Source organism: bacterium, assembly GCA_036382775.1.
In the GTDB taxonomy this organism is placed as follows: domain Bacteria; phylum Hydrothermota; class Tepidihabitantia; order SM23-42; family JAOAFX01; genus DASVHD01.
Genome location: DASVHD010000030.1, coordinates 55,864 through 79,998, shown reverse-complemented (window position 1 = coordinate 79,998; position 24,135 = coordinate 55,864). Strand labels below are relative to the sequence as shown.

The 24,135-nt window shown below is 52.8% G+C and carries 21 protein-coding genes; 12 read left to right on the top strand and 9 right to left on the bottom strand.

The window, feature by feature from the left end:
* Positions 1-50 precede the first annotated feature (50 nt).
* Positions 51-1,448 carry a diguanylate cyclase gene (locus VF399_06650; GenBank protein HEX7320014.1) on the bottom strand — a complete coding sequence of 466 codons (1,398 nt, stop codon included), beginning with the start codon at positions 1,446-1,448 and terminating at the stop codon, positions 51-53.
* 143 nt (positions 1,449-1,591) lie between these two features.
* Here VF399_06650 and VF399_06645 point away from each other — a divergent pair, with 143 nt between their 5' ends.
* From VF399_06645 to VF399_06635, 3 genes are all read left to right on the top strand, one after another.
* Positions 1,592-1,714, top strand: a complete 123-nt coding sequence (locus VF399_06645) for a hypothetical protein (GenBank protein HEX7320013.1) — start codon at positions 1,592-1,594, stop codon at positions 1,712-1,714.
* Positions 1,715-1,809: 95 nt separating this feature from the next.
* Positions 1,810-2,529 carry an OmpA family protein gene (locus VF399_06640; GenBank protein HEX7320012.1) on the top strand — a complete coding sequence of 240 codons (720 nt, stop codon included), beginning with the start codon at positions 1,810-1,812 and terminating at the stop codon, positions 2,527-2,529.
* Positions 2,530-2,587: 58 nt separating this feature from the next.
* Positions 2,588-2,878: a hypothetical protein gene (locus tag VF399_06635; GenBank protein ID HEX7320011.1), complete on the top strand. Its 291-nt coding sequence runs from the start codon at positions 2,588-2,590 to the stop codon at positions 2,876-2,878.
* A gap of 54 nt (positions 2,879-2,932) precedes the next feature.
* Here VF399_06635 and VF399_06630 read toward each other — a convergent pair whose 3' ends face one another.
* Positions 2,933-3,304, bottom strand: a complete 372-nt coding sequence (locus VF399_06630; protein HEX7320010.1) for a DUF559 domain-containing protein — start codon at positions 3,302-3,304, stop codon at positions 2,933-2,935.
* 377 nt (positions 3,305-3,681) lie between these two features.
* Here VF399_06630 and VF399_06625 point away from each other — a divergent pair, with 377 nt between their 5' ends.
* The 3 genes from VF399_06625 (at position 3,682) to VF399_06615 (ending at position 7,066) form a co-directional block, all read left to right on the top strand.
* Positions 3,682-3,915, top strand: a complete 234-nt coding sequence (locus VF399_06625) for a hypothetical protein (GenBank protein ID HEX7320009.1) — start codon at positions 3,682-3,684, stop codon at positions 3,913-3,915.
* Between the two features lie 88 nt (positions 3,916-4,003).
* The gene (locus VF399_06620) at positions 4,004-5,905 is read left to right on the top strand and encodes a serine/threonine-protein kinase (GenBank protein ID HEX7320008.1); all 1,902 of its coding nucleotides are present in this window, start codon (positions 4,004-4,006) and stop codon (positions 5,903-5,905) included.
* A 105-nt stretch (positions 5,906-6,010) separates the two neighbouring features.
* A complete protein-coding gene (locus VF399_06615) occupies positions 6,011-7,066 on the top strand; it encodes a T9SS type A sorting domain-containing protein (protein HEX7320007.1) in 1,056 nt (351 codons plus the stop codon).
* Between the two features lie 8 nt (positions 7,067-7,074).
* On the opposite strand, the gene VF399_06610 is transcribed toward VF399_06615, so the two are convergent.
* Both VF399_06610 and VF399_06605 read right to left on the bottom strand, forming a co-directional pair.
* The gene (locus tag VF399_06610; protein ID HEX7320006.1) at positions 7,075-8,802 is read right to left on the bottom strand and encodes an ABC transporter ATP-binding protein; all 1,728 of its coding nucleotides are present in this window, start codon (positions 8,800-8,802) and stop codon (positions 7,075-7,077) included.
* Between the two features lie 9 nt (positions 8,803-8,811).
* A complete protein-coding gene (locus VF399_06605) occupies positions 8,812-10,602 on the bottom strand; it encodes an ABC transporter ATP-binding protein (protein HEX7320005.1) in 1,791 nt (596 codons plus the stop codon).
* A gap of 166 nt (positions 10,603-10,768) precedes the next feature.
* Here VF399_06605 and VF399_06600 point away from each other — a divergent pair, with 166 nt between their 5' ends.
* Positions 10,769-12,082: a kelch repeat-containing protein gene (locus VF399_06600; protein ID HEX7320004.1), complete on the top strand. Its 1,314-nt coding sequence runs from the start codon at positions 10,769-10,771 to the stop codon at positions 12,080-12,082.
* 2 nt (positions 12,083-12,084) lie between these two features.
* Here VF399_06600 and VF399_06595 read toward each other — a convergent pair whose 3' ends face one another.
* Entirely contained in the window at positions 12,085-13,122 is a 1,038-nt protein-coding gene (locus VF399_06595) for a T9SS type A sorting domain-containing protein (GenBank protein HEX7320003.1), read from the bottom strand.
* A gap of 119 nt (positions 13,123-13,241) precedes the next feature.
* Between VF399_06595 and VF399_06590 the strand changes: the two genes are divergently transcribed.
* Positions 13,242-13,706: a cyclic nucleotide-binding domain-containing protein gene (locus VF399_06590; GenBank protein HEX7320002.1), complete on the top strand. Its 465-nt coding sequence runs from the start codon at positions 13,242-13,244 to the stop codon at positions 13,704-13,706.
* Between the two features lie 116 nt (positions 13,707-13,822).
* On the opposite strand, the gene VF399_06585 is transcribed toward VF399_06590, so the two are convergent.
* The 3 genes from VF399_06585 to VF399_06575 all read right to left on the bottom strand — a co-directional run bounded on the left by VF399_06585 (position 13,823) and on the right by VF399_06575 (position 18,791).
* Positions 13,823-15,475, bottom strand: coding sequence for a T9SS type A sorting domain-containing protein (locus VF399_06585; GenBank protein ID HEX7320001.1), 1,653 nt, complete (start codon positions 15,473-15,475; stop codon positions 13,823-13,825).
* Positions 15,476-15,644: 169 nt separating this feature from the next.
* Positions 15,645-17,912: a VIT domain-containing protein gene (locus VF399_06580; GenBank protein HEX7320000.1), complete on the bottom strand. Its 2,268-nt coding sequence runs from the start codon at positions 17,910-17,912 to the stop codon at positions 15,645-15,647.
* 69 nt (positions 17,913-17,981) lie between these two features.
* Positions 17,982-18,791 (bottom strand): patatin-like phospholipase family protein, encoded by an 810-nt coding sequence (locus VF399_06575; GenBank protein ID HEX7319999.1) that lies wholly within the window; start codon positions 18,789-18,791, stop codon positions 17,982-17,984.
* A 192-nt stretch (positions 18,792-18,983) separates the two neighbouring features.
* Between VF399_06575 and VF399_06570 the strand changes: the two genes are divergently transcribed.
* The 4 genes from VF399_06570 (at position 18,984) to VF399_06555 (ending at position 22,276) form a co-directional block, all read left to right on the top strand.
* Positions 18,984-19,277, top strand: coding sequence for a hypothetical protein (locus VF399_06570; protein HEX7319998.1), 294 nt, complete (start codon positions 18,984-18,986; stop codon positions 19,275-19,277).
* Positions 19,278-19,322: 45 nt separating this feature from the next.
* Entirely contained in the window at positions 19,323-20,201 is an 879-nt protein-coding gene (locus VF399_06565) for a VCBS repeat-containing protein (GenBank protein ID HEX7319997.1), read from the top strand.
* A 127-nt stretch (positions 20,202-20,328) separates the two neighbouring features.
* Positions 20,329-21,291, top strand: coding sequence for a GGDEF domain-containing protein (locus tag VF399_06560; protein HEX7319996.1), 963 nt, complete (start codon positions 20,329-20,331; stop codon positions 21,289-21,291).
* Complete coding sequence (locus VF399_06555) at positions 21,284-22,276, top strand: serine/threonine-protein kinase (protein ID HEX7319995.1); 993 nt, start codon at positions 21,284-21,286, stop codon at positions 22,274-22,276. Before VF399_06560 ends, VF399_06555 begins: the two co-directional genes overlap by 8 nt.
* 86 nt (positions 22,277-22,362) lie before the next feature.
* Here the strand turns inward: VF399_06555 and VF399_06550 are convergent, their stop codons facing one another.
* The gene (locus tag VF399_06550) at positions 22,363-24,015 is read right to left on the bottom strand and encodes a HEAT repeat domain-containing protein (protein HEX7319994.1); all 1,653 of its coding nucleotides are present in this window, start codon (positions 24,013-24,015) and stop codon (positions 22,363-22,365) included.
* Between the last annotated feature and the right edge of the window lie 120 nt (positions 24,016-24,135).

The following is a 24,135-nucleotide window of genomic DNA, read 5'->3' as shown; positions in this document are numbered from 1 at the left end:
CCAAAAAGACTAAATAGACTAGAAAGACTAAATATTTTAATATTCTGGTGCTACTCTGCCGGGCTGATCTTCTTGCTTTGTTTGTGCCGGTACATCATCCGGTCGGCCTGGGCCAGCAAGGTGTATATCGACCGGGGCCGGGCCGGATCATAACGCGCCCAGCCAATGCTCAGCGCCAGCGCGAAGGGCAGCCGGTTATACCGGTTGAAGGAATCCAGGCTTTTCTGGAGGCGGGTATAAAAGGTTCGGGCGCTCGCGTTTGATATTTCCAGGGTCAGGACCACAAACTCGTCGCCGCCGATGCGCGCGATGATATCAGACCCGCGGAAGGTTTTTTTAAGGATCTGCGTGGTCTGGACTAAAGCCCGGTCGCCGATCGGATGGCCGAACTTATCGTTGACGTCCTTCAGGTTATCCAGGTCGATGAAAAGCAGGAACACGGCTTTTTTCGCCCGGTTCGCGATCTTCAACTGGTGCTCGGCCAGGGTCAGAAACCCGCGCCGGTTATAAAGATTGGTCAGGTCGTCGACCAGGGAAATGGCGCGCAGCTGTTCTTCCATCTGCTTGCGCTCGGTGATGTCCACGATCACGCCGTCGATCCATTTCACCTTGCCGCTCTCGTCGTGCTGGGCTTTGGCGTAGACCGAAACCCAGATCGGCGCGCGGTCTTTCTTCCGCAGGAGCAGTTCCTTGTTCCGGACATAACCCAGAGATTTTAGTTCCCGCATGAAAATCAGCCGGTCGCGGGTTTTCTGATACAGGTTAACGACGCGGGTCTTCATCATGTCTTTAACCGAAGGATATCCGAAGATCTTGGCAAAGGCCGGGTTTATCTGCAGGTAGCGACCCTTGAGGTCGCCGGTCGTGCGGAAGACGCCGATGTTGACGTTATGGACGATCGTCCGGAATTTTTCCTCGCTTTCACGCAGAGCGCCGGCCGCCTCTTTCTGGGCGGTGATGTCCTGGGTCATGGTGACGATGAACTCGACGCGGCCCTGGCGGTCCTGGATCGCGTAGTAATACTGGGAGATCCACTTGGGCAGGCCGGGCCGGGGATCAGAGACCCTGAGCTCGGGCAGGAAAAGCTCGCCGCCCCGCCTGAAGATCTGCTGCACCTGAGGGGATAAATTTCTGAGGTAGGGATAACGCTGTTTTACGGTCCAGCGTTGGCTTATGCGCTCGTTCTTCTGGATTTGCCGGTTGGTCAGCCTCCAGATCTTCTTCCAGGCCCGGTTGACGGAAAGCAGTTTGCCCGTCCCGAGCCGGACCGAAATACCGACCGGCGCGTGTTCGAACACCGCCCGGTTCAAAGCCGTGCTGTGCCGGAGCTCGTCCTGAAGTTGGTTGACCAGGGTATCCAGGTCAACAGCCTGCCGTAATGGTTTATAGAGATTTTTATTTGTTCTCAAATTGCGGCGAGCTACGGTTTTCTTGATTTTTTTAACCATTTTAACCACGCTTGTCTACTAAATAATACGGTAATTTTTAAAAAAATCAAGGGGCAAGAATTGGGTTCAGCCGGTCTGGTTTATTCAATAGTATTTTACATTGTTTCTTGACTTCCGTGTAAAAAAGTATTAAAATAAATGCGATGATCAAGGTCGAAGACCTGGCTAAGAACTACAACGGGCTCCAGGCGGTGGACGGGGTTTCGTTCAGCGTTGAAGAAAGGGATATCTTCAGCTCATCCAATAGTAACACTTACCTATTGTAACATCAGTGAGTGATGCGTTCTTGACAATGTCTTAAATCTTGATTAAAATACAGTGACATAAAGATCGATTCCTAATATCAGAAAGGAGGATGATCATGAAAGTCGTACTTATCATTGTAAGCGTCATCGCTTTATTGGCGATCGGCGCCGCCGGTGTTTTTTACAGCATCAATAAAAAAACACAGGACCGTCTTGGGGGATTGTCCAACGCGATCGACAGCCTTACTATCAGAGCCGACAACCTGGAAGAGGAAAAGAACTATATCGCGAACGCGCTCGCAGCAAAGATCGTCGATATTTCAAAAGAGAAAGAAGAGGAGATCGAACGGCTGAAATTCACCCACGATGAACTTGTGACTAACCTTAAAAAAGAAATCGAAGACGGGCAGATAAAGATCACCCGGCTTGCAGACCGCCTGTCGGTCAGCATGGTCGATAAGATCCTGTTCCCGTCCGGCGAAGCGGACATCACCCCGGCGGGCTTGAAAATACTGGAACGTGTGGGCAAGGTATTGAAAAATACGAAGAACAAGATAATCCGCGTCGAGGGCCACACCGACAACGTGGCGATAAAGTCGCCGCTGCAGGAGAAATTTCCCACGAACTGGGAACTTTCAACGGCGCGGGCAACGAATGTCGTGCGTTTTCTGCAGGATAAGGTCGGCGTGGAGCCGGTGCGGCTGGAAGCCATCGGCATGTCTGAATATCATCCGGTGGTGACGAATAAGACGCCTGCCGGGCGAAGCAGGAACCGCAGGATCGAGATCAATTTGATGCCCGACATTGCCAGCGGCGCACCGCCGGACACAAAGTAGCAGCGTAACAAAAAATAAAAAGGAGCTAACGATGTCTAATGGTAGGAGATGGTTTGTTTTGTTTACGATCTTGGTGGTAGCCGCGTTCTGTTTGAATTGCGCGGCCGGGAATTACCGGTGGGACCAGAATATCAACCCCGGTCAAAAGGCCGGTTTCTGGGCCGGGCTGTGGCACGGGCTGATCATAATCATCACTTTCGTCATCAGCCTGTTCGACAAAAAGGTCGGCATCTACGAGGCAAACAACGCCGGCTGGCCGTACAACCTCGGCTTCATCATCGGGCTGTGTTTTTCGATCCTGGCACCCTGGCGGGTGACAAAAAAGCGTCATCATCATAAAGAGGAATAAGTCCGCGCCTGATCTGATAAACCCTGACCCCTCTCCATTTTTCCTGTTGATATTCTAAGGTATTCCCCCTCCCTCGATGGCAACTTTGAACAAAATATATTTAATGACTGGTGTCCCGTTAGGGGGAGGGGATAAAGGGGAGGGTGAAATATGATATGTGATTTTCTCTACCACACCATCAATATTCTTCAGCACATCGTTGTTCCAGAACCGGATTACTTGGTAGCCCTGGTTGATAAACCATTCATCACGCCTGGTATCAGGACCGCATTGATCATGCTGGCCGCCATCAACCTCGATTATGATCCTTTTCTCAAAACAGACAAAATCCTCAATATACCTGCCCACCGGCTGTTGCCGGCGAAACTTTACGCCCAATTGCTTCCCGCATATTTTATACCACAGCTTTCTCTCAGCATCAGTCATGTTTTTCCTTAAACCCCGAGCACAGTATGAGCGCAATGAACCTGAAGTCACTTATTATCACCCCCACCTTAATCCTCCCCCATCAAGGGGGAGGAGAAAAAGATTGAAGAATCCCCCATCAAGGGGGAGGAAATCCTTAAGACATAAATCGGCGATCTTTCATGCACGTCCCCATTCTACATAAACGGCATGCAAAATCAAGAAAAAAAGTGGCGAGGACTCAGTGATAAAACCCCTTGACAAACAATGAATTCCGGTTATATTTATGATTAACCAATGAAGGTGTTATTCTCATCAAGGATAACATTAACCTCAAACATCACGTTAGAGAATTTTATTTTTTCAATACCGGCAGTACGGGTGCCAGGATCGGATTGATGGCAGACAAGCCGGCAATGCACAAAAAGAACCGTCCTTTCAACCAGCGCCTTGGCCAGGTTTTAATAACGCTTGATGTCGTCAACTACGTGAATGTGATCAAGGCGCGTCAGCTTCAGATAGCTCAAAAACCGCCGGTACCGATCGGCAGGATCCTGATCGAACTTGGGTACATCACTGCCGAGGATCTGAACCGCGCGCTGAGCCTGCAGAAAGATCTGGACATCAGTTAGACTGACCTCTTAATTCCCTGTATTCGCGCTTTATAAGACTCAAAACAGCTGGTATTGACTTGCGGAATGACCTTTTATATAATGGGTTATGTATGCCGGCGATACGGATCCGACGGTAAAATCCTACAACCCGTCCAATGGCAGCGAGTTCACGCCGGCTCCCGGCGACCGGATCCGCGAGTATGAAATCCTTGAGATGATCGGCAAAGGCGGGATGGCGACCGTGTACAAAGCGCGCCACACGCTGATCAACCAGCTGGTGGCGTTGAAAATCCTCAATCATGCCCTGACCTCGGATCCTCAGTTTTGTGAACGCTTCATGCGCGAAGCTCAGACTCAGGCCCAGCTTACCGGCCATAAGAACATCGTTACCATCCATAATTTCATCATCGAGCGGGGTTTGTACATCATCATCATGGAATATGTCGACGGGATCGGCGTCAGCGGGCAGAAGATCCGCACCCTGGCCGAACAGCTAAGGCATTTCGGCGCTATGGATGCCTGGCATTTAAGGCCGATCCTGGAGGGTGTGCTCGCGGGTCTGGATTTTGCCCATGAACAGGGAATCATTCACCGCGATATCAAACCTTCGAACATCATGTTCACGAACCGGGGGGTTGCCAAGATCGCAGATTTTGGCATCGCCAAGATCATCGTGGACCAGCGTTTGACGAGAACCGGCGTTGCCATCGGCACGCCCAAGTACATGTCGCCGGAACAGGTGCGCGGAAAAACACTGGACGCGCGCAGCGACATCTATTCCCTGGGCATCACTCTCTACGAAGCGTTGACCGGTACTGCCCCCTTTGACGGGGACACGGACTATGAGATTATGCGCAAGCACGAGGAAGAAACGCCCAGACCACCGCGGGAAATAAACGTGCGCATCCCCGAAGCCTGGGACGCGATGATCCTGAAATGCATAGCCAAGGACCCGGATCAAAGACCGCAGAATTATCGGGGAGTATTCCAGATCATCGAAACGTCCTCGGCGGCGAAAAAAATGCCCGAAAAGATCGTAATCGAAAACGATGACAAAACTGGATTCGATACCGAACGCGGCGGATCGTCAGAAACGATTACGCCGGCAGATACGATGGAGATCATATGGGAAGAAAAGAGAAAGCCGGCTTTATTGTGGTGGATCATGGGTGTCGCCGGTTTCTTTATGATCGCGATCGCCGTGGCTTATTTCATTATTAACAGCAATCCCGGTAACAAAATCATGAATAATTTGAAACTTCCGGGCTATAATCAAAAGGAGACGCTGCGCAAAAGGTCGCTGGAAGGGAAACTTGCCGGTATCGGCTATCTGGTCACCCGCTTACCGTGCACTGTGGACGCGGTGATAACACGTGATGATGCCTTATTGCATGATATTATCACAGCGATGCGCAATGAGGAGCTGGAAATAAACTACGCGCACTTTGCCGACGCGCAGGGCGTGATAATCGCATCGAGCAATTCCCAGTCCGTGGGCGAGATATTCTATCCGGCGCAGGGTCTGAATGATTCCAGCCCGGTTGTTGAAAAAAACGGCACTTATGATTGCGGTTTTGATCTGCGAGTGAGCGAGAAAAAGGTCGGATCGTTTTATTTCGGCGCGATCACGGCCAAAAGCCCGGATATTCAGAGCGAAAAGGATATCCAACCTGGCCGTTTGCTGTGTATCGGCAAGCTCATCGTCCATATGGCCTACGTGGAGGACGCAGTTGCCAACAATGAAGAATGGAAACTGCTGGAAACAATCGAGACTATCGCCGTCAATGAGCCGGGGTTGGTTTATGCCCATTTCGTCGGCAAGAAAAATAAGATAATTTCATCCAGTGACCCCGAAAACCTGGGCCGGATCTACAATACGGGGCTAATCGTTGGTGACACAAGCGCCTTCAGAGAAGAAAACGGCGTCTATGAATGCGGCTTCAGTGTCAGCCGCCACGGCAAAAAATCCGGCACCCTGTACTTCGGCGTAAAGACCATCACTGAGTGATTTGGCGGGAGAATGACTGGCTGAAAACAAATTGCCATCGATTCCATGGACTTTATTGACATTTAATGATATATGGTTAAAATATGATATTCCAAAGGAGGCGGTATGAAAATTTTTTTTCTTTTAGTCGCATTATTCTTAGGTTTAAGTCTAGGCGAACAGGCGACTTTTCTTGACGGCGTGCTAACCAGCGGCGGACCAGCGGTAAAACCGGCCGACGGTTCGCGGCTGTTCGTCGTCGTCGATTCGTTCGCTTCGCCAATGGGATACTCCATGGGGCTCGGCTGCGACGGATATTATATCTGGAATGATGAGGCTTGGTCGCGTTATTTCGCGCGCATCGATCCGGTAACCCATGCCGTTGTCAACACCTTTACGCCAACCTACGGCAACCGGGACATGGCTTTTGACGGTACCTATCTCTGGGCATCGGACTGGGAGACATATAGGATATATAAATACGACACTTCGAACTGCGCTATCCTGGCTACTTATGATCCGGGCTTTTCCGGCCACGCCCACGGCATGGCGTGGGACGGGAATTTTTTGTGGGTGGGCGAGGAATCAGGCCGCATTTATAAGATGAACACGACCGGCGATACGATCCGCTCGATCCCATCGCCCGGGTCGTACCCCAGCGATCCCCGCGGGCTGGCGTTTGCCGACGGTCATTTGTGGGTGGGACACCAGGGCTATGGACGTATCTACGAGATCGACACGATCACGGGTGCGATCCTCAATTATTATAGCGCGCCGGGAGTTGTACCCGGGTGGCGGTTCCAGCAGGGCCTTGATTATGGCGGCAGTTATCTCTGGTCAACCAGCGGTGGTTCGGTGAACATGATCTACAAGATCGATATCGGCATGGTCAATGTTGAAGAGCACCGGCCAATTTCCGAAGTCAAAACCGGTCTGAGCATCAAACCGAACCCCTTGAACCATGACGGCCGGATAAATTTCACGATCCTCAAAGCCTCGGTCGTTAAGATCTCAGTGACCGACGCTGCGGGCCGGGTTGCGGCCGAAATTCTCGGCACGCAGCTGCTTGACGCCGGTGATCATCAGTATCGCTGGCAAGCGGACAAGTGCCCGCCGGGCGTGTATTTCGTCATTTTGAGGGTGAACAATATCAATCTGGCGGCAAAGATCATAAAATTGTAGTTGGGCGCTTATTTTTTGCTGACTTTTTCCTCAGCGAGCTGGTACTGGTAGAGTTTCCAGTATAAGCCCCTGTTCTTGATCAACTCCCGGTGCGTGCCGCTCTCGGCGACCGCGCCCTTATCCAGCACGTATATATAATCACAGATCGACAGCACTGAGAGGCGGTGGGATATTATGACCACGGTCATTGATGTCTTAGTTGACAGCTGCGTGATCAGCTCCTGCTCGGTCGCGGCATCCAGGTTGGAAGTCGCGTCATCGAGGATCAGGATCCTGGGATCGGCGAGCACCGCGCGCGCGATCGCCACGCGCTGTTTTTCACCGCCGGAAAGCTTCAATCCCCGTTCGCCCACGGTTTCTTCAAGGCCGGCCGGGCATCCTTTCACGAATTCCTTAAGCTGGGTCATTTCGATCGCGGCCTGCAATTTGTCGGCGTCGATGTCGCGGCCGAACGTGATATTATTGTAAAGCGTATCGGAAAATAATGAAGGTTCCTGGGGAACGTAGGCATAAAGCGAACGGTAACTGGGCAGCGTGAGATCGCCGATCTGATGGCCACCGGCGGTGATCCGGCCCTGGGTCGCGTCGGCGATCCTCATGATCAGCTTGAGCAGGGTTGTCTTGCCGGAGCCGACTGTTCCGGCGATGCCGATCCTTTTCCCCTGAGGAAGGACATGGTCCACGTTTTTCAGTATATCCGGACCGGTCGTGCCGTAACGGAAACCGATACCGCGCCCGGTTATGCCGTGATCTTTGTCGCCGGTCATTTCGATGGCGCCTTCATCCAGAACCGCCGGCGCGAAGTTTTTGATCTCTTCGATCCTTTTGATCTGCACCTCAGCGCGTTTTTTGCGGACAAAGAAATTGCCGATATCGATCATGGGCCGCAGGAGCAGGAGAACATAGGCATTGAAAGCCACGAATTCGCCGATCGTGAGGGTCTTGTTGAGGATGAAAATGCCGCCAAAAACGAGCACGAAGGCGATCCCGATCTCTTCGAAGGATGAAAAAAGACTGTGCGTCATGATCTCGACCCGCAGGGCTTTGGTCGCGGCCCCGACGCGTTCATTAAGGACCCCGGCGAAATCCCGGCCGCTCTGGTCTTCCATATTATAAGCTTTTATGATCCGGATGCCGCTGAAATACGATTGCAGAACATTGTGCGCCCGGGATATCAGTTCCCGCCAGCTCATGAAATATTTATAAATACGGGGGCTGAGCTTCAGAAAAGCGAAAACGGTCACCGTCATCGGAATGACCGCGAAGATGGTCAATATCCAGTTGATGCGTGCCAGAAAGAAGACCGCGAAAAGCAGGATCATCAGGCCTTCGATCGGCCTGAATACCCCGGAACAAGCGAACCAGGCCAGTTCGCCCAGGTCGGAATCAATGCGCTCCAGCACGTCACCGGCCGGGAATGTGTTGGTAAAGGTGTGTCCCTGCTTGAGGAGCCGCCTGAAAATACTGTTCCTTTCCTTCAGGTTGAAGATCTCATTGGTCCGACCGCGCAGATAGGGAAGGGTGACGCCGATGACCGAACGCACGATGCCGATGCCGGCCAGCAGCATTATGGACCGCATTAACTGGGCAGTCGTGAAGCGGGCGGTTATGCCGTCTATGATATCCTTGAGTATATAAGGATAAACAAGCGCCAGGAACGTGGCCACCGCGGTGTACAATATCAGGGACACGAACCTCAGGGGTCTTTGTTTCCAGAATTCGATGACGGTCTTCATTTTTTTATCTCACAGCGTACTCTGAAGGTACTGCAGCAGGTAGAGGTTACGGTAGAAACCCTTGCGCTTTACCAGTTCTTCATGCCCGCCTTCCTCAACAAGTCTGCCATTGTGAATGACGAGAACGCGGTCTGCCAGCCTGGTCGTCGTCAGCCGGTGCGCAACGATGATCGCGGTGCGGTCCTTGAACAGTTCCTTCATCCCCGCCTGGACCATTCGCTCGCTCTGCGGATCCACGGCCGAAGTCGCTTCATCGAGGATCACGATATCGGGATCGAAGACCAGGGCGCGGGTAATGGAGATCAGCTGCCGCTCGCCGAACGAGAGGTTGATCCCCTGCTCGATGATATTGGTTTTGTAGCCTTCCGGCAATGACAGGATCCGCTGGTGGATGTTCGCGGTCTGCGCGCAGGCACGGACTTTATCTTCGTCGACATCCGGCCTGAACAGACGCAGGTTGTCCAGTACCGTGCCGGGGAACAATATGACGTCCTGCGGTACGAGGCTGACCCTCGAGCGCAGGGAGTGGCTGTCGGCATCCGCGATGTCGGCATCATCGAACATGATCCTGCCGCTTTGCGGACGATACATCTTGAGGAGCAGGGAAATGATCGATGTCTTGCCGCCGCCCGTCTCGCCGACAAGCGCGATCTTCTCGCCCTTTTTTATGAAAAAGTCCAGATCGGTCAGCACCCAGTCGTCTTTTTCATAGGCGAAATTGACATGCTCAAAGCGGATGCCGCGCGTCAGGCTGCCGATCTTTTTTGCTCCCCGCGGCGCCTCTTCGGAAGGCATCGAGAGGATGCCAAAAACGCGTTCGCTCGATGCGAATGCCCGTTCAATGAGATTGATCTGGTCGGATAGGCCGCGCAGCGGCTCGAATAGCCGGGCGATGTAGCTGATGAATAAGAAAAGCGTGCCGACCGTAACTATGCCTTTCAGTGCCCACAGACCGCCGATCCCCAGGACGAGCAGGATGCCGATCACTTCACCGAAGTCGACCAGGAACCAGACCCGGTACCAGAGCACCTCCGACTTGAGCTCAAGGTTGAATTTGTCCCGCCCCATGCGGTCGATTTTCTTTAAGAAATTATCCTCCTGGAGAAAGATCTGAATGACGTTGAGACCGCGCAGGCATTCCATGATGAAGCTGTTGATCTCGGCGATCTTTTTTCTCAAAGCGATATAGACCGGCCGGACACTGCGGCCGAACCACAAGAATGCGAAAAGGAACAGCGGCAAGAGCACGAGGATCATGAGGAAGAGGTGGACATTGGTCAGTATCATGATGACCGACATGCCGACGAGCAGGGCGACATCCTGGGCAAGGACCACGGCGGTCGACGAGAAGAGGTTCTTCAACGTTTCCGTGTCGCCGTCCACGCGCGTGATCAGCCGGCCCGTCGGGTTTTGGTCGAAAAAAGAGACTGGTAGTCGAAGGATGTGCGCGAGCACTTTGTTCTTAAGGTCGGCAATACCTTTTTCGCCGATCACCGAGATCTGGAACTGCTGGAAAAAGCGGACCAGAATGACGACGACCTGGATCAGCAGATATAATACCGATATGAAGATCAGGCCGCGCAGGTCCTTGTTGGGCAGGACCCGGTCAATGACGTATTTTATCATCACCGGACCGGCAAGGGTCAGCACCGTCGAGACCAGCAGCAGCAATGCGGCGATGGTGATTTTTTTCATATAGGGACGGAAAAAAGGGAAAAGCTGTTTTAAGAGCCTGATGTCGCGTTTGTGTTTCGCCGGCTCGTCGTCCGCCACGGATTCGTCTTCATCGTGCCAGAACATAGGGGTTCATTCATTATCCACAAATCACCCGACTTGTCAATGCGGCGGCTCCGGACCACCGGTTATGTATATCAGGCATTGACATTTAACGATTTAGATTTATAATATTAAAGACAGAGACTTAAATATAGAAATTTTGGCGGAAATATGTCTGCGAGGAGGCTGCATGGTTCTTTTAATGTTCTTGCTGGGGCCGATCATATGGGAGTACAGGACTGCTGCGACGCAGGCCCGGACTTACCCGGCTATCGGTACGGTCGTGGCCGTCAACAGCGCCGGTGATTCCTGCATTTATGTCATCGGCGGTCAATCGAGCATTAGTCAAACCAGGACTAACTACGAGTACGACTGCTTGACCGACGCATGGGCCACGAGGACCCAGATGCCCTTGCCGGTAAGGTATGATTTTGGCGGATGCAGCGCTTCACGCTCAGGGGTTAGAAGGATCTACGTTATGGGCGGTTACGGGAGTGCCTTTATTTATTACGCGGACCTTGATGAATTTACGCCTTCCACCAATACCTGGGTTTCGCAGGCCGACATGCCGACAATGCGCGAAGGCGTCAGGGCGGCATGCGTCGGCAACATGATCTACGCGATCGGCGGCGACTATTTCGACGGCGTTGATCCCTATGTTTATGACATCGTGGAACGGTATGCGCCGGAAGCGAATACCTGGACCACTGGTTACACGGCGATGCCAACCGCAAGGACCGATGCGTGCTGCGCGGTCGCCGTGAACGAGACCGGTGATTCCTGCATATACGTATTCGGCGGCTGTCTTGATATCGTGAGCCCGGTGGCGTCGGGCGCGGTCGAGGAATACAATCCAGCGACCAATTCCTGGCGAATCAGGAATAGTTCCGGTTTTACGGCCCGATGGGGCGCTAATGCCATTAGCGCCGCCGGTAAGATCTACGTGATCGGCGGCACCAGCGACGGCAGCTCGTCGTTGAGTTTTGTGCAGGTCTATGACCCGGTCGCCAACACCTGGAGTTCGGAGACTTCGATCCAGCAGACAAGGGACGGCACGACCGGCGGCGTCGTGACCGGCCGGATATACGTCGTTGTCGGGTCCAACGGCAACACAGTAGTAAATACAAATGAGCGGACCATGGACATCGTGGGCATTAAAGATCTCGCTGGTGAGAAGCCTGCATCTTTGCTGAAGCTTGCGATAACGCCAAATCCGTGTCGAACCGGGACCGATATCCGATTCACGATCCATGATGCGGTATTAAAAAACAATGTAGGGCTTGCTGGACCAAGCAAACCAGAAGGTTTGCCCTACATGAAGATCTTCAGCGCGGATGGCAGATTGGTGAAACTGTTTAACCATTTAACCATTCAACCATTTAACCATGTGGTCTGGTCTGGTTCGGACGACAGTGGCCGTCCGGTTCCTGCCGGCGTATATTTTGTGACGCTCCGGATCGACAATCAGGAAGTCACGGGTAAGATCATTATCTTAGAAAAATAACCTTATTGTAGTTTCAAGAGTTTAACCGGTTCATACCCCTGAACCATCAGGAAATACAAGCCCGGCATCAGGTTTTTTCCGATAACATTGCCGCGTACGGTCTCAACGATCTTGCCGCTTGCGTCATAGACCCTGATGTCTCCCGCATCAGGAATATTAGTCAGGACCGCGGTCTGTCTGGTAAAGGGATTTGGCGCGACCTGGATCCCGGGCAGTCGAGCACTCTGACCGGCCTGGTCATCGATGTCCACCATCTGGTCAAGGAGCGCGATCGTCGGCTCATTGTTTGCGGTCCAGGCGATCGCCGCTGCCGGCGAGATGGCGGCGACCTGCCCCGCTGCCCGGTAATAGATCTGCGTGATGCCGTCAAAGAGCGTGTGGGCGGTAAAGTTCGAGAAATACAGGTCTGAGGGGCTCAACGCCGCGGTGCCCGCGGTCATGCTGAACGCGTTGGCAACGGGGTTGATGTTGGCATTGGGGCAGCCTGGATTGTCACCCATGATCAGGATCCCGCCGCGGCTCGCAAGCCATTCAAAAACATTGTACGTGAAAGCAATATTATCAGCTTGGGGGAGGTAAGTATCTTCGCAGAAATTCATATCGCCGGTCAGGAGGATGCGCTGGTGCCCGTTATTGTAGTAACTAAGGATCGAATCGACTTCTTCCTGCGTGTAGGCGCTGTTCCAGCTGCAGCCCACGGTTATCACAATGATGCTGTACTGGGTGAGATCGATCGTATGTAAACCCGTACCGCAGCACTCTATCGTGAAACCACTGTCATTGAGCATGGCCACCAGATTTAAATACCGCACGAACGGCTGGTAATTGAGGTAAACGCCATGGGTCGTGTCCCATATAACATGGCGTTGCCTGGGGCCCGCGAGCGGCGCGTTATCATCCGGTGTTACCGATCGCATTTCATTGAAGTTCGGCGTGGTCAGACCGGTGGTCGCGTCATCGTAACCAAAAAGCGCACCGGGTGTAAAGGTGAAAAAAGTGATGAACGCCAGGATAACAGAAAGAACCGTATGTTTATTCATAAAACCTCCTTAAGTATATTCATATTATACATTGCATTTTTTTTATGTCAAGACGTGTCAGTCTTGACCATAATAAAATTTTCTGTATTATTACTGTCTATACAATAGAAGGGAGTAATATGATAAAAACCATCGAAGCGTTGTTAAAAGAACATCCTTTTTTTAAAGGGATAAAACCGCCTTTTCTAAAGCTTATCGCAGGCTGCGCGGTCAATGTTCGGTTTGGCAAGGGTAAATACCTGTTCCATGAAGGCACCAAGGCCAAGAGATTCTATATTATCCGCAGCGGCACGGTCGCGCTGGAGATCTGCGGCCACGGGAAGATGTGCATTACGGTTCAGCATCTGGGTGAAGGCGAAGTCCTCGGCTGGTCGTGGTTATTTCCGCCGTACCGGTGGACCGCCACGGCACGAGTCATTATGCCGGCCAGCGCGATCGCGCTGGACGGCGAGTGCCTGAGAAAAAAATGCGAAAAGAATCACGACCTTGGTTATGAATTGATGAAGCGATTCGTTCAGATCGTCAACCAGCGGTTGGCTCATTCCAGGATGCAGCTTATCGATATGTACGGTACCGGTCATTGACCGCCGGAATTTAGATCACCGTAAAAGTACAATAATAGTAATCGCAGAAACAGCGAAGTCCCGCATAAACACTGCGGGACTTCTTGATTTATTCCCGGCTGTGCGGTGTTCGGTCTTTATTTCAGACGGATCAGCTTTTCGGTCCGGACCGAGCCGTTCGATTCGAAACGGCAGAAATAAACACCCGCATTGGCTTCCTTGCCCTCATCATTGCGCCCATCCCACGTAATGCAAGCCGCGGTCCTGCCGGACGGCACGGACAATGTCCTCACCAGGCGGCCTGCCGTGTTGTAGATCGCCAGTTTCGGGGATCCGAGACCGGCCGTATTACCGCAGGTGATCGCCGTGGTGCGGGCGAAAGGATTGGGGCACGCATTGAGCATGACAAATTTTCTGTCCTTTGTATTTTCTTTTATGCCGATGGGGGTAGTCCGGCGCGAGGTCAGGATGTCAATACTGTCGGTCGCAAAATTCCGGATGTCTTCCCAGGCACAATAATAGTACGCGTCCGTGTAGAGCAGTGAAACGCAGTGATAACCGGAATCCGCCGTGGCATTATCGGTGACGATCTCCGGCACGCCGGTCCAGGTCCCGGGGATGCCATAGGTTATTGAATAATCAAAAAAGGTCGTGTTTAGTCCGTGATTCCACGCGCAGCCCACTGAAGAACTGAATCCATTAACGCGCGGGAAAAGATCAGGCGCGCCGTCATTGGAGATATTCTGCAGAGCCATATCCCAGTTCTGGCCGTAATCCTGTGAGTACGTGAATATGATCTCCGGATTGCCGGTACCGTCGTCGCTCTGGAACGCGATATACACTGCGCCCTGGTCCGCAAAGATAGAAGGATACCGGTCGTCATAGGTATTGGCAGTTGACCAGCCGTAGAAATTCCCTGAGCCGTTCAAAGTATCGAGATAGCAGACAACGTCGTAATCGCCGTTGGTTGAATCGATGTATTCGATCGCGTGGTTCAGGATCGTATCCGTGCCCACAACATCGAGGCTGATCGAGGTCATGCCTGGATAGGTTCCCGCCGGCCGGAGCGTGAAAGCATACCATGCAGTGCTATCATACGAGAATATGACCATGACACTGTCGCTCGTGCCGGTCCGGTCCACCGTGTACTGGATCACCGCCAGTTGATTTCCGTTGCCCCAGGTCACGCATTCCGGGTATACCCGGTATTGCAAAGCGGAAAAAAGACTAAAGCCGTACAGGCTGTCCGGATTATTATAACAGGTAGCCCTCGAACGCATGAAGGCAGTGCACATTTGATATGTGGTCCCGCCGGCTGCCTGGTGCAGAGTTCCCCAGAGCCAGATCTTGCCATCGTCAGTTATTGAGATTTCCGGATTGAATACTGTATAGTTAGTATTTGACAGGCGATACACCCGGTTGTCCCAGGTAATGCCTTGATCGGTCGATGTAGCTAAACCCCATCCATAACGAACTGCAGCGCCGGTCCCGGTCCAGGGGGTATTGTAAGCAACGTAGATACGACCATTCACATCGATGTCCATTGATATAAGCTGATCATTTCTGCTATAGACATCAGGAATGGTTATATTCGGATCCCATGGCGGGTTGAGTTGGATCCATGGCGGGACAGTGGAGATCCCTGTCTGAATGCATTCAACGGATTCATTGATGAGTTCCGGGTAGACCGGAACGATATCGGTGCGGCTGGTTTGTTCTGCTTTTACAGCCACATTAGCGGCAAAGCCCAGCAAGAAAAGTATGAATAGACATACAATTTGTTTTTGCATAAAGCCTCCTTGTTCTATTCTGTTATGCATCTATGTATTATAATCATTTTTGGTAAAATGTCAAGGTGTTATCTGCTGAAATTCCATGCTTTTTAATTCAAGATAAGGAAAGCCCCGCTTAAAAATGCGGGGCTTTCCAAAATACATTATGACTCGGGCGTGGCTTTGATCAGCTGTATTCCAGATTGATCTCGACCGTACCGGTACAATCGGGCTTGAGCTGGAGTTTTTTAAACAGCGTTTCTAATTTTACCTGATTACACGTCGCGCCCTTTTTGTCTTTCACCTGCAGCGACATCACTTTGCCGTTCTTAACCGTGAGCGTAAGCACGGCTTTTTCCAGTTTCCATTCTTTGAACAGCTTTTCCAGATCACTCTTGATCTGCGCCATGATGGCGTTCTCAACGTCGTCCAGTGAGATCCCGGCTGGAACTGCGCCCCCGGTCAGGTAGAGCTGGGGTTCGATCGCTTTCTTGTCGTGACCGGATCCATCGACGCTGCGTTCCAGGCAAGGACTGGAAGCCATGCCCAAACTCTGGCCGGCCGCCCCGCCCACCGCGTAATCTGAAACGCCCTGCGGAAGGGGCAAAGGCTGTTTGACCGTGACCACTTCACCGGTCTTGCGGATGATCTTGTCGACCGCGACAAACGACGTATACTCGGTCATGAGGTGATGTTTCAGGCCGAGCTTCGTGACCTCTTCCTTGACATCTCCGCCCATTTGACCGTAGTCGGCGAGCCGCGCGATCTTCTCGCGCGCCCAGATATATTCCAGCGCGGTATTCTGTTTGTCCTCGAGGAACGGCGTGACATTGATCTTTTTCACGTAATCGCCTTTGACCGTCTTACCCGAGACCCGGATGCTGCCCCAGGCGGTCTTGTATTTGCCGAACAGGACAAGGGGTCGGCGCGCGAACAGGTCAGGCAACGAGAGCGGTTCCACGTCGTAAGCGTCGAATCCCTTGAAGGAAACCTCGATGTCGGTCAGCAGGGGGTGCTTGATGTAATCAGTGAATTTCGCGGCGGTCTGTTCGGCCTCTTCCTCATTTATCACCACAAAAGGCTCGCCCATCCCGGTCCGCGCGATGCCCTCGATGAGATAGCGGTTAACGCCGGTACCAATGCCAAAGGCGAAGAAATTGGCCGCCTTAAGGTTGTCGCGGATGATATTGAACACTTCTTTCTCAACCGAGACATAGCCGTCCGTCGCCGTGATGATGATGCGCGACAAGCCCGGCTTCTTCTCAAGCGCGAGGGCTCTTTGGAAAGCGTCCAGGATCTCGGTACCGCCGCCGCCGCTCTGGGACATCACCATATCAATGGCTTTTTTCTTGTTGGCTTCGTTCGCTGCCAGCGGGACCTCGGACAGGACATCTGAGCCGCCCGCGAAGAACAGGATGTTGAAGTAATCCTTGGGTCGCAATCCCCCGATGATATTCTTTATCAAAGCTTTGCTGACTTCCAGCGGAAATCCGTACATGGATCCGGAGACATCGATGATGAAGACATATTCACGGGACGGGACCATATCGATGTTGACCTGCTCAGGCGGTTCAAGCATGAGCAGGAAATATTTTTCGTCATCGCCCGGGTAAAGCATGAGGCCGGTCTGGATCGCGTTACCCTTTAAGTTATATCTTACGATGAAATCCCGGTTGCCGCCGTTTTTTTCAGACGGAGCAAGCGTGATCGCCGCCTTGCGGTCGCCGGACTTTTTGACCGCGACCTTGTGCGATGTCACCCAGACTTTGGAAAGAGGGATGCCCGAGCTGATGTTGACCTTGATGTCGAATTCATAAGGCGCCATCGTGCCTTCATGCAGGTACGGTGATACCAGCCAGTTGTCCTTGGTTTTGATATCGGTCGCATCCGACTCGCCCGTATAGCGCGGACCGACCACGGTCGGGAATATGAAACTATAAATACCGTCTTCGGGAACGAGGATCTCCGTATACTTGACCACGACCTCGATGACCTCACCGGGCATGATGTTGGCGACCTTCATCTGGAACACGTTCGGCCGCTTCTGTTCCAGGAGCGAAGCGACCTGACCGTTATTTTTAGCGTCCTCGTAGATCTTTTGCGCCTTGAACGTTTCCTCGATCTTCGCCTCGATAGTACGGTCGCCGATCTTCATCGTCATCGCGTGAATGGCGGATTTGGTGCCGAGCGGGAATACGTAGACGGCCTCGATCGTCTTTTTGCCGTCATTCTTGTAGACCTGGGTCAGTTCGACCTCGGCAATGACGCCGGCGATATTGACCTGGACCGTGTTCTTAAGGAGCGGAAAGCGCTCGACCTTGGGATCGCCTTCGACCAGGAAATAAGGCGACAGGCTGTCCTCGCCGGTCTCGGTCTGCGGCGCGGTGAACGCCGGTTTTGGCGAGAGTACGGTGCATACTATGCTTAATGCCGTCAGTAATATTGTGCGTATCATGTTTCCTCCTTGCTTGGTTGCTATGATATAATACCGCCGCAAAGAGGAAATATTCCGAGAAATTAGGTATTACGTGGGCTTAAGAAATTTTTGAATGTCATTCATGCGCCGGCGCGCTTCATCATACCCGCGTTCGATCGCGGGTCTGGCTTTTTCAAAATGGCTGATATCGATACCCTCGGTGTTAACGTTGATCAGAAGCGTGTCGACGGCTTTGCTCATTTCAAAGTCAATCAGGCGCGACGATATGATGTCCATGGTCGTATCCAGGATCTTTTTCATGCGGTAAGTCTTGCCAGTGGGGATCTTAGACGTTAAAAACACCTGGGGGTATGCCGATGTGGTCAGCACGTTCACACCGACGATCCTGTCCGCGCCCATCCTGCAGGCAACCGACACCGGCACGGGGTTGGGGAAACCACCGTCGATCAGGACCCGGCCCGCGTACTGGTGCGGCATGAACGCGACCGGGATGGAGATCGATGCCCGGATCGCCGGGATGAGCCCGCCATGGTCGATGACCACCTCCTCCCGCGACTCGATATCGACCGCGGTCGCGGCATAGCGTACAGGCAGGTCTTCGATCCTTTTATCGCCAAGATACGGGGTTAAGTACTGAACAACGCGTTTGCCGTCGATCAATCCCTTTTTTGACAGATGCAGGGGGAAAAGCCACCTTTTCTTTTTTTTGTCGATTTGCAGGGCAAGCTGTTCGATCTGCGCAACTGAGTACCCGGCGGCGTAAAAACCGCCGACCAGGGAACCCATACTGGCGCCGACAATGATATCCGGCTTTACCTTTAGTTCCTCAAGGACTTTCAGCACGCCTATATGGGCGTATCCCTTCGCGCCGCCGCCGCCAAGAACAAGTCCGAGCATAGGTGGTGAATTATAAGCAAAAAGGCGGGCACGGCAAGGGCGGCAAAGCCAATCCGTCTTTGAAAGAGTGCGGTTAGACAAAAAATATTTAATGCATGTTCTTGTAGACTTAAACCCTTGACAAACGATGAATTGTTATTATAATAATACATTAGGATAAAACGATTTTATAATAAAAAGGAAGGAGGTTCGATGGTGAAGTATATGTTAGTAGTATGCTCCATTCTATGCGCGGTGAATGCCGCGCCCGTGTTTTTTGCGCCTGAGACCTTGAAGAGCGGCGGCGTGAACATCGATGTATCATGGTATGGCTCGCCATTCGTGTACGACTGGGACAGCGACGGCAAAAAGGACCTGGTATGCGGCCAGTTCTCGTCAGGCAATATCTCATTTTTCAAGAACTACGGGACCAATAACAACCCTTCGTTCAACGGATATTCCTATTTATACGCCGACGGCACGCCGATAACCGTCTACGCGAGCTGATGCCAGGGTTCAGCAATCGCAGTTTGCGATTGGAATCAGGACGGGTTGCGTGACATACTGACCGGCGACCGCAACGGCTACATTATGCTGTATGTCGAAACCGCTCGCGCCGGGCTGCATCTGGCAGACACTTTACAGGCCAGCGGCGTCAACATCATGGTGAACTACAATTCCAACCCCGAGATTAACGACTGGAACGAGGACGGCAGGAAAGACCTGATCACCGGCGAGGAAAGCCCCGTTGCGCCTAATACCGGGAACATCAGGGTCTATCTTAACACCGGCACGAACGCAAGCCCGGTCTTCACGACATATACCTGCATCTCTGCCGGTGGCAGCCAGATATACCAGTACCGCGTGACGCCCAGGATAGTCGACCTTGACAACGACTCAAAGAAAGATCTGCTTATCGGTCAGGGCGATGGTCTGGTGTTTTTCTACCGGAATGTCGGCACGAACGCCGCTCCCGTGTTCAATGCGGCATACGATACCCTCAAACAGATCGACGGCTTGCCTGTCGATGCTTATTATGGATCGCGGATCTACTTTGTCGACTGGCGCGGTGACGGTGATAAGGATCTGCTGATCAGCGGCTACGACGGTTTTGTGGAATTGTACGAAAATTCCACGATCGTCGGCGTCCAGGAGGGCGTGAACCAGTTCCTGATCAGGGATCTGGCGGTCTGCCCCAATGTGGTTAGAACGAACGCTTCGTTCGTTTTCGCGGTCACGACAACCTGCACGGTCAAGTCTGCGGTCTATTCCGCGGACGGCAGGATGATTGAGCGCATTGCCGACGGCACCAGAACGCCCGGCGTCTATGAGTTCCAGTGGAACACCGCCGACATCCCGGCCGGAGTGTACTGGCTGCGGGTTAGTTCGCAGTCAGAATCCCATGCGGCGCGGATCATCGTCGTCAAATAGACGTTCGCTGCAGCGCAATTTACGGGGGGTCGCACCGCGACCCCCCGTTTTTTTACGATCGGTCCCGGATAAACAAACATGCCGGGCTGACCCTTGACACGGCGATGTTACGATTTATAATGTCGGCATGAGGGCGAAAACCAGATCGCTCCATCTTGTCGACGGGCGCATTATGCTGAGATCCATCAGTCTCGCGGAAAAAAAATATTCGATCGGACGTTCCCACACCAATGACATCATTCTTGACGGCAAATCCGTTTCCCGAAGCCATGCGCGGATCACGTGCACGCTGGAGCATTGCATGATCGAAGATATCGGCAGCGCCAACGGCACGCGCGTCAACGGCAAGACGGTCAAAACCGCCGTGCTGAAGCATGGAGACGAGATCGCGATCGGCGAATGCACGGTCGTATACGACGACGGCGAGGGCATTCAGGGGATCACTGACCAGACACAGGTGGAAACACCGGGCACGGAAACCCAAAGCCTGGCCGACCACGCACAATCCCTGGAGCAGAAGATCCAGAGCCGTGAAGTAGCGCGGGAATTTTCCAGGTTCCAAAAGCGGCTGACCAAAAGCCGGGATAAATACAAGCGTCTGGCGCACCAGGACCGGCTGACCAGTCTTGACAACCGCGCCTTGTTCGACCGGACCATAAATGAATGGTTCGACCAGGCCCGCCTGGCCAAGAAGCCATTATCCCTTATTTTCATCGATATCGATCATTTCAAAAAAGTGAACGACACGTACGGTCACGCCCAGGGAGACGAGGCTTTGAAAGCGGTCGCGCAGTTGATCCGCACGGCGCTGCGCAAGGAAGATATGGTCGCCCGGTACGGGGGAGAGGAATTCGTTGCCCTTTGCTTCGGGATGTCCTCGGGCAATGCCTGGGCCGCGGCAGAATCGCTGCGCAACCTGGTCGAACGGGCAACTCCCGGCATGCTAAGGTTCCCGATCACGATCAGCGCCGGGATCGCGACGTTTCCCGAGCACTGCCAGAAGTGCGACGATCTGCTGCGCTTAGCCGATCAGGCCCTGTACCAGGCGAAATCCGGCGGTCGCAACCGTGTCGTGAAATACCATGGCTAAAGAGACGATCGGCGCGTACAAGGTCCTGAAAGCGATCGGCAAAGGCGGTATGGGGCACGTCTACACGGCGCTCCAGCCTTCCCTTAACCGGACGGTCGTGCTCAAGGAGATGAGCAGGGGTTTGAGCTCGGACGCCCAGGCACGGTTCAAACGCGAAGCAATCTTGTGTGCGAACCTTCACCACCAGAACATCGTGGAGATCTATGATTATTTCAAGGAAGGCGGCGCTAACTATCTCGTGATGGAATATGTCGAGGGTGTCGATCTCGACGAGGTCATAAAGCGGGCGTCGCCTATGCACCCGGACACGGCGGCTGCGATCGCGCACGAGATCTGCCAGGCCCTGGCCTGCGCCCACCGCAACAATATCATCCACCGTGACATCAAGCCCAAGAACGTGCTGATCTCCAGGGACGGCGCGGTAAAGCTCACCGATTTCGGCGTGGCTCGCGATGTCGACGCGCCCGACCTAACGACCCCGGGTATGATCATCGGCACGCCGTTCTACATGTCGCCGGAACAAGCTTCGGGCGCGAAGGTTTCGTTCCAGTCCGATGTCTATTCGATGGGTATCGTGCTGTACGAAATGCTGACCGCTAAAAAACCCTTTACCGGTGACAAAAGCCAGGGTATTATCGCCAAGATCTGCCGGGGCAACTACCGGTCACCGTTCTGGCTGGATCCCCATCACAGCGCGCGGCTTAGCCGCATCGTCAACCGGGCCATGAAGCGCAGTGCCCGGCGACGGTATAAGACCGCAGAAGAAATGCTGAAAGATCTAAAACGTTATCTCGGTTGGAAGCATCAGGCGTCGGTCGAAGCCGACCTTCAGGAACTTATTTCCGGCATTGATCAGGAGCGGGAATCGACGACGATAATAAAAAAGGTGAAAAAGAAAAAGAAAAAAGTCGATATCGCGCTTTATTTCCTGATCTTTTTGATCCTGGCTTTAGTCGTGATGCTGATTTTTAAATTCCTCATCTGATGATGTGAATGCGAATATTGCGAATGATAACTAATAAGGCGAATATCCATTAATTAGCAAATTCGCGCCATTCGATATCGTTCGGATTAATTCAAGGTGTTATAATTATCCTGGAACCATTCCCAGACTTTATTTTTGTAAGTATTTTTTACGCCCACCGGATCCGTGAACCTGACCGTAATGTTGAGTTTGGTCAGCTTTTTTAAGAACGCGATCGTCCGGTCAAAGACCTTTTTGTCACGGCAATCAAGGAGTTGCACGATATACGACAAGTTATATTTTACCGATACCTTATTTATGATCTCAAAGTAATACTCGACCGCCCAGGTTTCGCCATTGTTCATTGGTTCCTGCATGAGCTGAAAGGCGGCATCAGAGCTGTTCTTGAGCGCGGTCCATTTTACGGCTACGAGCTTGAGACTGTCGTTCTTTAACTCCTTAAAGGCGATAGCGTTCAGGCTGTTCAGGCATTCCTGAGTAACGTACCCGCCATCGGCCGCTTTGAGCTTATCGACCAGCGCGTCAAAGGCCAGCCTGCCGCCGAGCTGCCCAAGGGCCTGAGCCGCGACCTGTCGCGTCCATTCATCCCGGCCCTGCATTAGTTCCCTGACGACAGCGTCAAATGCCTTGTGCCCTTTGACCTTACCGATACTCTCAAGGACCTTGTTCTTGATATCCCGCTCAAGATACTCGTCTGCATAGGTGGTATCGAGCAGGGTGATAAAAAAATCTACTGCCGCAGTATCGCCGATCGCGCCTAAGGATTCAATGAGGATCTGGTTGGCGTAATCCACGGGTATATTCCGCAGGTTAGCCTGCGTTGAGCGGATGATCTCGGGGACCGCGGACTTGCCTGCGCTGGAAAGACATTGCCTTAGATCTTCATACAGGAAGTCACAACCGGGATCGATAATATAACCCAATACGAGCAAGGCCGTTTCCTTGTTGCCGTTCTTGGCCAGGGAACCAAGAGCCGCGCCGATCAGGTCCCTGCCCGGGATCCATTTCCAGTCGCTGTTTTCAGCGAAGAACTCGCGCAGGCACTTATGGAGCGCGTTCCGGACGTCATCGTCCCGGAACTCCCCCAGCGCGGTGATCGCGTAGCATCTTTCCCAGAGCCGGCCATGAAGCGCAGCATTGATAAGGATCCTTTTTGCTTTGCCGGTACCGATCCTGGCAAGGCTGTTTGCCGCGGCCTGGGCAGACTGAGCGATGTAGTATTCTTTCTCGATATCGCGGTTTTCGTCGCCAAAATAGTCGTCGCGGGCGCTGTGCAGGATGGTCTGTAGAAAGCCCGCGTATTTATCGTCTTTTATTTCGCCGAGGAATAGGGCGATCTGCATCCACAGGTTACGGTCGCCGGCATAGGCCATGACCTTTTTGACCGCGTCTTCATTATTTATCTGCCCGAGCGCGTAAATGGCGACGCGCCTCGCCTCGGTATCCTTGGAATATTTCAGCATTGCCAGAAGCAGTGAGGCTTCGGTCGCGGGATCCGTGTTCTTAAGCCAGGTGTTTTTCTTGCCGCACACTTCGCAAGCGCCTTTTTCGGCAGCGCAGGCGCCGCAGTACGCCTGGTTGCAGTTGGGCGTCGGGTGTCCGCAGATATGCCCGTGTCCCAGTGCCGGCAGCACGATCTCGCCGTGGAAAATGTTTAGACAGATGGTGTTCTGGTAGGACTGCCAGTCCAGCCTGGAAAGGTCATCCGGCCCGGCGCTGCAGGAGAGCGAAGGGATCATGCATATCATTATTACGGATGCACACCAGGTGGTGACTTTTTGTCTCTCGATGGGCATCATTGTTGGTTCCTGCTAATTATACCAATTGTATCCGATTTTATTCCGGTTGACAAGTAGCGC